Source organism: Mycobacterium sp. NGS11, from assembly GCF_059813315.1.
In genome coordinates, this window is record NZ_JCALEJ010000007.1 from 1 (window position 1) to 12967 (window position 12967).

The 12967-nt window shown below is 68.6% G+C and carries 13 protein-coding genes and 1 pseudogene; 7 read left to right on the top strand and 7 right to left on the bottom strand.

The features are described from left to right. The coding region (locus AC5Y4T_RS11195; RefSeq protein ID WP_499953005.1) for an FHA domain-containing protein at positions 1-446 on the bottom strand (446 nt) is incomplete at its 3' end. Between the two features lie 301 nt (positions 447-747). On the opposite strand from AC5Y4T_RS11195, the gene AC5Y4T_RS11200 reads away from it, so the two are divergent. Then, positions 748-1566, top strand: a complete 819-nt coding sequence (locus AC5Y4T_RS11200) for a L,D-transpeptidase (RefSeq protein WP_499953006.1) — start codon at positions 748-750, stop codon at positions 1564-1566. A 170-nt stretch (positions 1567-1736) separates the two neighbouring features. Here the strand turns inward: AC5Y4T_RS11200 and AC5Y4T_RS11205 are convergent, their stop codons facing one another. Next, entirely contained in the window at positions 1737-2273 is a 537-nt protein-coding gene (locus AC5Y4T_RS11205) for a hypothetical protein (RefSeq protein ID WP_499948336.1), read from the bottom strand. Positions 2274-2625: 352 nt separating this feature from the next. Between AC5Y4T_RS11205 and AC5Y4T_RS11210 the strand changes: the two genes are divergently transcribed. The 4 genes from AC5Y4T_RS11210 (at position 2626) to AC5Y4T_RS11225 (ending at position 6388) form a co-directional block, all read left to right on the top strand. Then, a complete protein-coding gene (locus AC5Y4T_RS11210; RefSeq protein WP_499948181.1) occupies positions 2626-2967 on the top strand; it encodes a DUF732 domain-containing protein in 342 nt (113 codons plus the stop codon). A gap of 187 nt (positions 2968-3154) precedes the next feature. After that, the gene (locus tag AC5Y4T_RS11215; RefSeq protein WP_499917843.1) at positions 3155-3499 is read left to right on the top strand and encodes a DUF732 domain-containing protein; all 345 of its coding nucleotides are present in this window, start codon (positions 3155-3157) and stop codon (positions 3497-3499) included. Positions 3500-3545: 46 nt separating this feature from the next. Next, on the top strand, positions 3546-4949 hold the full coding sequence (locus AC5Y4T_RS11220; protein WP_499953007.1) for a mannitol dehydrogenase family protein: 1404 nt from the start codon (positions 3546-3548) through the stop codon (positions 4947-4949). Then, the gene (locus AC5Y4T_RS11225; RefSeq protein WP_499953008.1) at positions 4946-6388 is read left to right on the top strand and encodes a xylulokinase; all 1443 of its coding nucleotides are present in this window, start codon (positions 4946-4948) and stop codon (positions 6386-6388) included. The genes AC5Y4T_RS11220 and AC5Y4T_RS11225 overlap by 4 nt, the downstream gene beginning before the upstream one ends. Here the strand turns inward: AC5Y4T_RS11225 and AC5Y4T_RS11230 are convergent. Continuing rightward, positions 6333-7832: a bifunctional phosphatase PAP2/diacylglycerol kinase family protein gene (locus tag AC5Y4T_RS11230; protein WP_499953009.1), complete on the bottom strand. Its 1500-nt coding sequence runs from the start codon at positions 7830-7832 to the stop codon at positions 6333-6335. The genes AC5Y4T_RS11225 and AC5Y4T_RS11230 overlap by 56 nt on opposite strands. A gap of 28 nt (positions 7833-7860) precedes the next feature. Between AC5Y4T_RS11230 and AC5Y4T_RS11235 the strand changes: the two are divergent. Beyond that, a pseudogene (locus AC5Y4T_RS11235) lies at positions 7861-8630 on the top strand (hypothetical protein). Here the strand turns inward: AC5Y4T_RS11235 and AC5Y4T_RS11240 are convergent. The 3 genes from AC5Y4T_RS11240 to AC5Y4T_RS11250 all read right to left on the bottom strand — a co-directional run bounded on the left by AC5Y4T_RS11240 (position 8618) and on the right by AC5Y4T_RS11250 (position 10378). Then, positions 8618-9289, bottom strand: coding sequence for a GAP family protein (locus tag AC5Y4T_RS11240; RefSeq protein ID WP_499953010.1), 672 nt, complete (start codon positions 9287-9289; stop codon positions 8618-8620). The pseudogene AC5Y4T_RS11235 and the gene AC5Y4T_RS11240 overlap by 13 nt on opposite strands. Positions 9290-9344: 55 nt before the next feature. After that, positions 9345-9998, bottom strand: a complete 654-nt coding sequence (locus AC5Y4T_RS11245) for a GAP family protein (protein WP_499953148.1) — start codon at positions 9996-9998, stop codon at positions 9345-9347. Positions 9999-10072: 74 nt separating this feature from the next. Then, positions 10073-10378, bottom strand: coding sequence for a hypothetical protein (locus AC5Y4T_RS11250; protein ID WP_067134226.1), 306 nt, complete (start codon positions 10376-10378; stop codon positions 10073-10075). A gap of 231 nt (positions 10379-10609) precedes the next feature. Between AC5Y4T_RS11250 and AC5Y4T_RS11255 the strand changes: the two genes are divergently transcribed. Further along, on the top strand, positions 10610-12052 hold the full coding sequence (locus tag AC5Y4T_RS11255; RefSeq protein WP_499953150.1) for a glycosyltransferase family 39 protein: 1443 nt from the start codon (positions 10610-10612) through the stop codon (positions 12050-12052). Here the strand turns inward: AC5Y4T_RS11255 and AC5Y4T_RS11260 are convergent, their stop codons facing one another. Further along, positions 12053-12880, bottom strand: coding sequence for a glycoside hydrolase family 16 protein (locus AC5Y4T_RS11260; protein WP_499953011.1), 828 nt, complete (start codon positions 12878-12880; stop codon positions 12053-12055). Positions 12881-12967 lie beyond the last annotated feature (87 nt).

Consider the following 12967-nt stretch of genomic DNA (forward strand, 5'->3'; position numbering starts at 1 on the left):
GGTTGCGGTCGCGCGATGCGGGGCGAAGAGCCGCCGGGTTGCTGCGGGTACTCGGGGTGCGCCGGTTTCGGGGCGCCGGGGCGCCTGAGGGCCTGCATACCTTCGACCGTCGGCGGCAGCTGGCCCACCGTCCTGTCGTGGCTTTCGATCACGAAGCTCAACCGCGGCCCGTCGGGACTTCCCACGTTGATGCTCTGGCCGTCGCGGATGTCGACGACGGCGACCCGGCCGCCATTGACGAACATTCCCGTCGGGGATCCGTTGTCGATCGCCATCCATTTGCCGCGATCGAAACGCAACAACAGGTGCGCGCGGGCGATCTGCGGGTGCGCGACGCGCATGTCGGCGCGCAGGTCACTTCCCACGACGACATCGTGACCGGCGGCAAAACTGCGCCGTGACCAGTTCGATTGGACCGTCAGCACGGGCGGTGCGGGCCTACTCATCCACTCAGTATTCGACCCGCCGTCTCCGCGGCGCCAGGGTTTCGCCATATTGGTCTGCAGTTCACCGATCGTCTTTGCTGTCCGGGCCGACGCGGTCGTGAGTGGCAACTCCGAGATCGCGCGGCCGAGCCACGGACGGGTCACGACTCGATCCCAATTCACCGCCGGCCGCGCAACCGAACACCCTTGGCCAAAACGTGACCGAGGTGTGGCCAAACATCAACGCGCCCTTGTACTTTCGCAGCTCAGCGCACATTTATCATCCCTACTACAACTAGGTCATTCAAAAGGAATTGGAGCCATGCGGACGGGTGTTCGGTGTGTTCTTGCGGTGATCGGAGCCGCTGCGAGTGTTGTCGTGACGCCGGCCGACGTGAGCCTGGCGGCATCCAACCAGTCGCGTGGGTTCGCGATCGCGTCGGTCCTGCCGGCGCGCGACGAGGTGGTCGGCGTGGCGCACCCCGTGCTGGTGAGATTCACCGCACCCGTAGCCAATCGGCAGGCGGCCGAGCGCTCCATCGAAGTCAAATCAACGCCCGCCATGACCGGCAAGTTCGACTGGCTCGACAACGATGTCGCGCAGTGGGTTCCGGACAGATACTGGCCGGCGCACAGCACGATTGCGCTGACAGTCGGTGGCGTGACCACTGAGATCAAAACGGGTCCTGCCGTGGTCGGGGTCGCCAACATCTCCGACCACACCTTCACCGTGAGCATCGACGGGGTCCAGACGGGACCACCGTCCGCACTGCCGGCGCCGCACCACCGGCCGCACTTCGGCGAGCAAGGCGTGATGCCCGCATCGATGGGTAGGCCGGAATACCCGACGCCGGTCGGCACGTATACCGTGTTGTCCAAAGACCCTGCGGTGACCATGGATTCGAGCAGCGTCGGCATTCCCGTCGACGATCCCAACGGTTACCTGCTCACGGTGAACTACGCCGTCCGCATCACCAACCGCGGCCTTTTCGTGCATTCGGCTCCGTGGGCCGTCTCCTCACTGGGGCTCGAGAACGTCAGCCACGGCTGCATCAGCCTGAGTCCCGAAGACGCCGAGTGGTACTACGACCACGTCAACGTCGGCGACCCGGTGATGGTCGTGGACTCGACTTACAATTAGGAAGCTCTGCACTTAGGCGTTAGCCCGGTGCGTCGCTTCAATCACCGTGACGTGCGCGGCTTTTGGGACTTTTGGGACGCGGCGACGTTGCCTTACCTGCGCGCCACGCAACGGGACGGGCCCGCTGGTGACAAACCAGCGGGCCCGTCCCGTTCACTCAAAACTCGGCGTCAGCTCGCGCCCGAGGGGCCGGCGGGAACCGGCTGGCCGGGCACCGGCCCGCCGCTCGGTGCCGGACCGGTTGGCGCATCCTTCACCCCGGACATGTCGATGAGAGGAGCGGCCGCGTCCAGGGGCGCACCGGCAGCCGCCGGCCCACCCAGCGCAATCAGCGGCGCGCCGGCCGGCACGACCGGCACCGGCGGCACTACCGGAATCGGCGGCGCGAGGGGCAGCGGCGGCACGATCGGCACCGGAGCACCGACCGGCACGGGGCCTGGCACGGCCATCGGCACGCCGGACATGTCAATCATGGGCGCAGCGCACATGCCCCCGGCGGCCGGCGCACCAGCAGCCACGGGCCCTGCGCCCGCGACCGGACCGCCGGCGGCCGGCGCCTCGCCGGCCTGCCCCTCGATGCACGCGTTGCCGCCCGTGATCAGCGGGGCGGCCGCCGCATTGGGGCTCAACGCGATAGCAGCTCCGCACAACCCAACGCCGGCAACTACTTTGATGTTGAACCGATCGACGATCGCCATCAGCGTCAACTCTCCTTTATTCACGCTCAGCTATTTCGCACTGGTGCAGCAGGCCCGCCTAGCCGTACCGAGGTCACTTTCGCGACCGCGCCAATTGTCAGCAGCACGCGCGCGACACGCGCCACGCCGCACCGTGCCGTTTCCAAATGGTGACGTCACAACGGCGTCACGAATCAGAACTCAAGGCAGATCGCCACTAAACGCCGAAGGCCAGCGGTCGCCGGACGGGTTTCGAATCTCACCGAATTAAATTTTCCGCAGGTGCTTCACAGGAAACTGTTGGTGAACAGTTATCGCTTTGAAGGTTACGGAGAAGTTAACATCGAGATTAGAACTGTTGACGTAACGAGGAGAAGAGGCTATGTCCCCACGTCGTCTCACCACCGGGTTCATCGGTTCGGCTCTGCTCGGCGGCCCGCTTCTCGCCAGCCTTATCTGGGCCGGTCCAGCACAGGCCGACGCGACCACTTTCCTCAATGACATGCACAGAGACGGCGTCCACGCCGTTACCGGCGGTGACGGCGCTCTGCTGCAGGCGGGCCTGAACGTATGCCAGCAACTGTCGTGGGGCGCCCCCGAATCCCAGCTCGTGGGTTTGGCGCTGCAACGGTCCGACGAACGGCAAGGAGCCGGCGGGCTCAGTCCGCAGCAGGCCAACGACATCGTCGGCTACGCCGAGCGTGACCTTTGCCCCGGCGGCTAGGGCTCATCTGACACTTCCGTAGTTTCGCGGCCCTTGAGCGTGGGCGCCTGGATTGCGCGCCGGTGCGCGGGTAGCCTCCGCCGTTCTTGGCCGACTGTTCACTTCCCCGACTTGTTCGTGCAGCGGGTGTTCGCGGTTTTGTGTAAAAGTGCATCATCGGCATCCGGCGCACACAGGGAGAAGGTTGATGGCGGCACGCAGGCAGTTTGGCCGGTTCGTGGGTGCGGCGCTGGCGAGTGGCCCGCTTGTGCTCGCCGGGGTCCTCTGCGCCGGCCCGGCGCGCGCCGACCAGGCCGCGTTCATCAACGACCTGCACAACGCCGGCATCCACGCCGTCAACGGCGGCGACCCGGAGCTGTTGCAGATGGGTGCCGACCTTTGCCAGCAGCTTTCGTGGGGCGCTTCTCCGCAACAGCTGGAGGCTTTGGCGCTGCAGCGCTCGGACGCCGACCAGGGCACCGGTGGGATCAACGGTCGACAGGCCGCAGACGTGGTGATCTTCGCGCTGCGCGATTTGTGCCCCAACGCCTGACGCGTTTTAGCCCCGCGCGCGGCGGTCCGCGCTAGGGTGACCTCGAGTGAGGCTCAACGCAGCGAACGTGACCGGTCTCAAGATCCCGGTCCCGACGTATGACCGCAGTCAAATCGGCGTCGGCATAGCGCATTTCGGCGTCGGCGGTTTTCACCGTTCCCACCAAGCCATGTACATCGACCGGTTGCTCAGCGACGGGTTGGCCCAGGACTTCGGGATCTGCGGAATCGGCGTGCTGCCGGGTGATCTGCGCATGCGCGACGCGCTGCGCGGCCAGGACCATCTGTACACGCTGATCCTCGAACACCCCGATGGCACGCGGGAACCGCGGGTCATCGGCTCCATCGTCGACTACCGTTATGCGCCTGACGATCCCGGCTCGGTGGTCGATCTGCTCGCCGATCCGGCCACCCGGATCATCTCGCTCACCATCACCGAGGGCGGCTATCAGCCACCGCTGAGCGCGGTGTTCGAGTTGGTCGCCGAGGCGTGCGATCGGCGGCGCGAGCGCGACCTGCCCTCCCCCACGATCGTCTCCTGCGACAACATCGCCGGGAACGGCGACATGGCGCGGCGCGTCTTCACGTCGTACGCCGAACAGATCAATCCCGAACTCGCGCAATGGATGCGCGAGAAGACCACCTTCCCCAACTCGATGGTCGACCGGATCACGCCGGTGACCACGCCCGACGTGCTCGAGCGGCTGGACTCCGAGTTCGGTGTGGCCGATGCCTGGCCCGTCATCGCCGAACCCTTCGCCATGTGGGTGGTCGAAGACGATTTCGCCGCCGGCCGGCCGCCGTTGGATCAAGCAGGGGTACAACTCGTCGACGACGTGGCGCCGTATGAGGCCATGAAGTTGCGGCTGCTCAACGCCTCCCATCAGGGCCTGTGCTATTTCGCGTACCTCGCCGGATACCGGCTGGTGCACGACGCCGCCCAGGATCCGCTGATCGCCGAGTTCCTTGCCCGCTATATGAATTCGGAGGCCATGCCGACGCTGCAGCGCATCCCGGGGCTGGACGAGTTCAAAGCCGGACTCCTGCCGCGCTTCGCCAACGCCTACATCCGCGACACGGTGGCCAGGTTGTGCGCCGAGTCCTCGGATCGCATCCCGAAGTGGTTGCTACCCGTGGTGCGTGACAATCTGCGCACCGGCGGCGCGGTGCGGCTTTCCGCGGCGATCGTCGCGAGCTGGGCGCGCTATGCCGAGGGCGTCGACGAGCAGGGCCAACCAATCGAGGTGGTGGACCGGCTTGCCGAGTCCCTTGTTCCGATCGCCCGCTCGCAGCGCGACAACCCCGTCGCGTTCCTGGCCAACCGTTCGGTATTCGGTGATCTCGTCGACCACGAACGCTTCCGCGAGTCCTACCTGTGGGCGCTGGACTCGCTGCACCGCAACGGTGCCCGCGCAACGCTGCGGGCGCTGATCGGTGCCGGCGGATCATGACGCTGGTCGCCGGCATCGACTCGTCGACACAGTCCTGCAAAGTGCTGGTGTGCGACGGCGCCACCGGCCGGGTGGTGCGCGAGGGACACGCCGATCACCCGAACGGCACCGAAATCGGCCCGGACGCATGGGAAATCGCCGCCCGTAAGGCCATCGACGACGCGGGCGGCCTGGATGGTGTCGAGGCGGTCGCCGTCGGTGCGCAGCAGCACGGCATGGTGTGCCTGGACCGCGCCGGGCGGGTGGTGCGTCCCGCGCTGCTGTGGAACGACGTGCGATCGGCCGGCGCCGCACGCGCACTCGTCGGCGAGCTCGGTGGCGCGCATGCCTGGGCCCGGGCCGTCGGCGTCGTGCCGCTGGCCGCGATCACTGTGGCGAAACTGCGCTGGCTGGCCGACCGGGAGCCGCAGCACGCCGACCGCACCGCGGCGGTCTGCCTGCCGCACGACTGGCTGACGTGGCGCCTGCGCGGCGAATCCGACATCACGACCCTGACCACCGACCGCAGCGACGCCAGCGGCACCGGCTACTACGACGCCGCAACGGGCGCTTACCGCTTCGATCTGCTGGAACTGGCGCTGCGCGGCCGTCGTCCCCAGCTGCCGATCGTGCTCGGCCCGTCGGACCGAACCGAAGGCGGCGCAAGCACATTCGGAGCGGGACTCGGTGACAACGCCGCCGCGGCGCTCGGCCTGCGCGCCGAGGAGGGCGACGTGGTCGTCTCCATCGGGACCTCGGGGGTGGCGGCCGCCGTGACCGCGGATCCGGTGCGCGACGACGCGGGATTCGTCGCCGGATTCGCCGACGGCACCGGGCGCTATCTCCCGCTGGTGTGCACCCTCAACGGTGCGCGGGTGCTTCAGGCCGCGGCCACGATGCTGCGAGTCGGGCAGGACGAGCTGTCCGGGCTCGCGCTGTCGGCGCCTCCCGGCAGCGCCGGGCTGGTGCTGATTCCGTACCTGGAAGGCGAGCGAACGCCTAACCGGCCCAACGCAACCGGAGCGGTGCACGGTCTGCGCGTCGCGAATGCGACTCCGGCCAATCTGGCCCGGGCCGCGGTGGAGGGACTGCTGTGCTCGCTCGCCGACGGAGTGGCGCATCTGGCCGCGCACGGTGTCGCCGCGCGGCGGATCCTGCTGGTCGGCGGCGGCGCCCAGTCCCGGGCGCTACGCGAGATCGCCCCCACGGTGTTCGGCATGCCGGTGCTGGCACCCGCGCCGGCGCAGTACGTCGCGCTGGGTGCGGCGCGGCAGGCGGCGTGGGCGTTGAGCGGCTCGGACCGTCCGCCCGCGTGGCAACCGCCGCCCACCGACGAATACACCGCGGAGCCCGCGCCCGAGGTGCTGGCGCATTACGCGCGGGTGCGCGACCTCACCGAGGGAGTCACCGGTCGTCGCGAAGCGGACGAAACACCGGAAGGATTCGGTACTTCGCGCTGAAGCTGGCCTTGTCGTACTTGTCGCCGACCTCGCCGTCGCACGCGACGACCGTGGGACCGTCGACGGCACTGAAGCTGAATTCCGGCACCTGCAACTCGTGATAGAGCGGGCTGCGCTGCAGGCGCCCCAGGACGAGCGCGGTCAGGATCCTGGTCCTCGCCCAGCGCCGGCCGGCCTCGAGGATGCGGACGTCGATCAGGCCGTCGTCCATCCGGGTCCGCCGCGCCGGCGCGAACCCGTTCGGCAGGTACAGCGAATTGCCCAGGAAGAACAGCGATGTCAGCAGGGTCTTGTTGTCATAGCGGATACGCACGGGCTGGTCCGCGCGCAGCGTGCGCAGCATCGCGTAGAGCCCGGCCAGCGGCTTGCCGATGCGTTTCTCGAGTTTCTCGCGGCGCCGCACGAAGGCCGGGTACGCGCCGATGCTGGCGGTGTTGAGGACCATCTGAGTTTCGTTGAGGCACACCAGGTCCACGCACGCGACGTGGCCACGCCGGATGGCGTCGACCGTCTTGGCCACGGTGTCACAGCCGATGTCCTTGGCGAAGTGGTTGAACGTCCCGGCGGGAAAGACCGCCAGCGGAAGTCCCGCGTCGATGGCCACCCCGGCGGCGGCCGCGACGGTGCCGTCACCGCCGCCCACGGCCAGCACCTCGGCTTGTTCGGCCGCGCCCCGCAGAACCTGCACCGGGTCGTCGTCGGGGCCCAGTTCGCGGATGTCGACCTTGGGCAGCTCGGCGCGCACTTCCTCGACGACGCGGGCGCCGGTGCCGCTGCCCGACTCCGGGTTGATGACCAAAATCACCCCGGCGCCGTCGGGCCGCTGCGGCGCGGCGACGCGGAGCGGTTCGGTTCGCGGCCGCGCGGTTTCGGTGATCGGCGGGACGAGCCGCCCGCCCAGCACGGCCAAGCCCGAGCCGATGCCGAATCCGGCGATGACGTCGCCGGGGTAGTGTGCGCCGGTCGCCACCCGCGACAGGCCCACCAGCCCGGCCAGCAGCGCCAGCCCGAAACCCAGCGGCGCGTTCTCCAGCCCCACCCCGACGGCGAACGCGGCGGCGCTGGCGGAGTGTCCGGACGGCAGGGAATTCGACGTCGGGCGCCGGCGGACCTGCCTGATCAGCGGCACCAAGTCATACCCGGGGCGCGGCCGCCGGCGGATCCGCTTGGCGACCTGGTTGGTGACCAGGCTGGTTACGGCCAGCGTCACCAAGCCGCGGGTCGCGCCCCGCTGCGCGCTTTGCCTGCCCGTGGCGAGCAGCGCCGCACCGATGCCGACCCAGAGCTTGGAATGGTCCGCCGCGCGGGTCAGCGGCGGCATGAACCTGTCCAGCAGCGGGGTGTCCGTTTCGGCGATGGCATCGAACAGTTCGCGGTCCAGCGTGCCCAGCCCCCGGGTGATCTGTTTGATGCCGCGTCCGCGTTGGCGGGGCCCCCTGTTCATTCGCTACACCCTAAATTGGTCCGGAGACATGGACGCACAGGGCTATTGCATGAGGTGGCGCGACAACGCCGAACGCCGCGGCGTGGACGCGCACGTCGTCGCCGAGATCGCCCGCCGGCACGGCGTCACGGCCGCACGCTTCGGAGTGCTCGAGGGCATGGCCCAGCTCGAGGACCCGCACGGCAAGCGTTCTTCCTCATCCCGGCCTACGCCGACGGCGCCCGCGCCCGCGACGCCGCGCTGATGACCTACATCCTCAACGCGGATACCGGCTACGGTAAGCCGGGCGGGCCGACCGACTTTCCTTCCACCCCTTACAGCGCCGCCGAGGTGGCGCGAATTATGTTCCGGCAGAACGCAAATCGCTGGAGCTACCGTCGCGACGTGCCCTTCGTGCACCGCAACGGCGGACGGCTGGTCGCCACCCCCAACGGCATGCTGATGGGCTTGGGCGGCAACTGGATCCAACGGTTGTTCAGCCAGCGCGGCGGCACCACCTGGGGTGACATCTTCATGATGAACACGGGCAAGCCCGCCGACCCCGGCGGGCAGCTCCGCCAAGTCGTCTCATCCGGGCACGCCTGGTATCTCGACGGCAGCCGCACGCCCCGCGTGAGCCGCCTTGACCTGGACCGGGTGTTGCATCACGAAGAGCGGCACGCCGCGCAATGGGCCAACCGGGGCTACCTGGGCATGCTCACCGGCTACGGCCGGGAGTTGTTCCGCGAGTTGGTGTTTGGCGCGGTGAACGGGTTCGAAGAGGACGCCGGCCTCTCCGACGGTGGCTACAGGGCGTGAATCCCGTGGTAGAGCACCATCGCGCCGATCACCACGAAGACCGCCGCGAGCAGGGCGCCGTTGTTGCGGTCCATCCAGTCCTTGAGCCGCGCCAGCGTGTCGTCGAGGCGGCTACCGGCCGCCACGTACGCCAATATCGGGATCGCGACGCTGGAGGCGGCGATGGCCACGAAGAAAGCCGCGGCCGCCCAGTCGCCGGCGAGGCCCAGTCCGCTGGTGCCGATGCCCAATCCCGCCGGGACGCAGATGAGCGCCACATCCGGGCGCACCACGGCCAGCACCGCGCCGATGATCCCCGCGCGGGCCGGGGTGATGCTGGCGAACGAACGCATCCAGGCCGGGGATTCGGCCTGACCGTGCCGGTTGAGCCATCGGTAGATGCCGTAGACGATCAGCGCCGACCCCAGCACCACGCGCAGCCACGATGACCACCGCGGAGGCGCCTTGTCCAGGCCGCCCAGCAGGCCGGAGGCCGCGACAGACAGCGCCGTCAGCGCGGACAGGCTGAGCAGCCAGCCGCCCAGGAACGCGAGGCTGCTCGGCCGCGGCCGCGGCGCCTGCAGCACCAGCACCGCCGGAATGACAGTGAGCGGTGAGAGCGAGATGACCAGTCCGAGCGGAACGAGGCCGGTCAGCACCGTCCCCCAGCTTCCTGCCATGGGCGGCATCCTGCCATCGCCGCGGGCGATGCGACGTCGAACGCGCCGAACCGGGTCAGGCCAGCGTGCCAATCCCGTTGTAGAGCACGATCAACCCGATCAGGAACAGGATGACGGCCATCATCGCGTCGTGGTTGGCCTCCATCCAGGCTTTGAGACGTTCCAGGGCGTCCTCGAGGCGGTCACCGGCGCCGACGTAAGCCAGTATCGGGATGGCGACCGTCGACGCGGCGAGCACGACGAAGATCGCGGCGGCGATCACCTGGGCGCCGGCGCTCAGGCTGCTGTTGCCGACGGCCAGGCCGGCGGCCGCGCACAGGATCAGCACCTCTGGGCGCACCGGCGCCAGCACGGCGCCCATCACTGCGGCGCGTACCGGCGAGAGCGTGGAGAACGAACGCATCCAGCGTGGCATGTTGCGCTGGCGATACCTGATGAACCAGTGGTAGGCGGCCAGGGCGATCAGCGCCAGGCCGAAGGCCAGCCGCACCCAGGCCGCCCATTTCGGCGGGGTCGCGTGGAAGCCGCTGAGCAGCTCCGAGCCGCTGACGAACGCCGCGGTGAGAGCTGCCAACCCCAGCAGCCAGCCGCCCAGGAAGGCGAGGCCGGCCGGGCGTGGGCGCGGCGCATGCAGCACCAGCACCGCGGGAATGACCGTGATCGGTGACAGCGCGATGACCGCCGCCAGCGCGACGACTTTGCCCAGCACCGCGGCCCAACTTGCCTCCACGGGCAGCAATCATCGCATTGGCGTGACGCTCACGCAGCGGTTGACCGCACCGGTCAGCCTTTGCGGCGCAGCGTCCACGCGGGCACCCAGTGCGTCACGGTTCTGCGCTTGGATCCGTACGCGACGGGATAGGTCACCAGGCCCCACCAGTCGCCCTGCTCGCACAGGGCCCAGCAGCTCAGCCACCCCTCGACGACCTTGTGCAGCTGCAGACCGTTGGGCTGATACCGCCCCGAGCGGTGCGGCTCGCGCGGGAAGAGGACGGTCAGGTCGACCAGAACCGCGATCGCGGGACGGACCACCCGAAACGGGCTGCGGACCGGTTGGCCGTTGTACCCGATCGACGCGAGCGGACCCATTGATCGATCATACGTTCGAACAGGCGCATCGTTGAGCCCCCTGATCGGGGCAGTTGGCTTCTGGCAACATAGCGGTGTGTTCAGCCAAACCGCGACGTCCAGGGCGGTTCGGTGAGCATCGCAACCACCGAGGCGTCAGGCGGTCGCCGCGGCGCGCCGGACGGTCGCCGGTGGGCGGCGCCGGCCGCGCTGGACCCGCTGGTGATCGCGATCGTGGCCGCCGCGGTGAGCATGGCCGGCGCCGCCCGGCCCTCGTTCTGGTACGACGAGGCCGCGACCATCTCGGCCGCCTACAGCCGGTCGCTGGGCCAGCTGTGGCACATGCTGGCCAATGTCGACGCCGTCCACGGTCTGTATTACGTCCTCATGCACGGCTGGTTCCAGGTCTTTCCGCCCACCGAGTTCTGGTCGCGCGCGCCCAGCGCGCTGGCGGCGGGCGGCGCGGCCGCCGGCGTCGTGGTGTTGGGGAAACAGTTCTCCTCCCGCAGCGTCGCGGTGGCCTCCGGTGCGTTCTGTGCGATCCTGCCGCGGACCACGTGGGCGGGCATCGAGGCCCGCCCTTACGCGCTGTCGATGATGGCCGCGGTGTGGCTGACCGTCCTGCTGGTTCACGCCGCGCGCCGCGACAACGCGTGGCTGTGGCTGTCGTATGCCGTCGCTCTGGGTTTCTCCATCCTGCTCGACGCGTACCTCGCGCTGTTGCTGGCGGCCTATGTCGTGTTCGTGTGCATCTTCCACCGACGCCGAATGACGTTGCTGGGCTTCGCGATCGCCTCGGCCGCAGCAGTGGCCGCACTGCTGCCGTTCCTGACGGCGGTGGCCGGCCAGGCACACCAGATCAGTTGGGTGGCACCCATCGGTCACCGCACCGTCGAAGACGTGCTGATGCAGCAGTACTTCGAGCGGTGTCCGCCGTTCGCAGTGCTGTCGGCGCTGCTGATCGGCGCGGCAATCGTGTTGTGGCTCAGCGGGTCCGCTCGCCCGGCGGGCCCGCAGCGCCAACTGCTGGTGCTCGCGGCGGGGTGGCTTGCGGCGCCGACGGCCGCGATCGTCACGTATTCGGCGCTGGTTCACCCGATCTACACGCCGCGCTACTTGTGCTTCACCGCCCCCGCATTGGCGTTGATCCTCGGCGTCTGCAGTGGCGCGGTGGCCGCCAAACCATGGGTGACAACGGCGGTCATCGGCCTTTTCGCGGTGGCCGCCGCTCCGAATTATGTTCGCGTGCAACGCAACCCGTACGCCAAATACGGCATGGACTACAGCCAGGTCGCCGACCTGATCAGCGCGAAGGCGGCACCGGGCGATTGTCTACTGGTGAACGACACGGTGACGTTCATGCCGGCGCCCATGCGCCCGCTGCTGGCGGCGCGCCCGGAGGCCTATCGCAAGCTGATCGATCTCACGCTGTGGCAGAAGGCGACCGACCGCAACGACGTGTTCGACACCAATCTCATCCCCGAGGTGGTGGCCACGCCGCTGAGCCAGTGCGGCGTCGTCTGGATCATCACCCAGGCCGACCCGTCCCAGCCGCCGCACGAGCAGGGCCCGGCGCTGCCGCCAGGCCCGGTCTATTGGGCGAGCACCGCCTTCGCGGTGCCGCACGACCTGGGCTTCCGGCTGGTGGAGCGCTGGCAGTTCAACCTGGTCCAGGTGCTCGAAGCCCAGCGATAGTCACCAGATGTGGATCCAGTCGACGAGCATGTCCGCCGGGTAGGTCGCCGCCGCGGGATCGCCGGCGCCGACGCCGCCGACCGCCAGGGTGAACATGGGTGTCATCCAATAGCCGGGGTTGTTGAACGGCCACCGGAAGTCGTCGGGGGCGCCGCCGTGAACATGGATGGGTTTGTTCGGAACGCTGAAGTACTGTGCCCCGTCTCGGGCGAATTGAAATCCTTCTTCGCCCCAATGCATGCGCCAGGTGTGCCAGTTGCCGTCGACCATCCCGGGGATCGACTTGCCCTCCCAGGTCTTGCCGTTCGACGCGGCGTGCACGGTCGTCCCCGGAGGCCACGAGCCGTTGCCGTACCACTCGAAGAGGTCAACCTCGCCGTCGGGCAGCGGATCCTCGTTGACGCCCCAGAACGCGGACCACAGGCCCGGCTCCAAGCAGTTCAGCTTTATCCGAGCTTCCCAAGTCTGGTTGATCATGCTGCGGAAGTTGCCCCGCAGTTTGGCGCCGTAGTAGGTGTCCCCTTCCTGGGTGGCGCGCAAAACGAGGTTGGAGTTCCCGTCTTGGAACACATTTCGGCGGTCGTCGCGGTATATCCCCGCGACCGGCGGGAACACGTCGTCCTGCCAGGTCTGAATGGTCCATTTGCCCGGGTCGGGAGCCGAACCCGCGGGGCCGTCGAACTCGTCGGCGAAGATGTAGCCGCCGCCTCCGGCCGCCGGCGCGGCCGGCACCGGCGGGCCCGACGGGGTCGCCCACGCGCCCGGCAAGCGCATCGCAGCCCCGAGCATGCCGAGGCCCGACATCAACATCATGCTGCGACGATCCATCTAATCCACCAATCGTTCGAAGCCGGCTCGTCAAGCTCGGCGGACTCTCCCCAGGCAACTCTCGCAAACGGTGTTATGAAACCACGC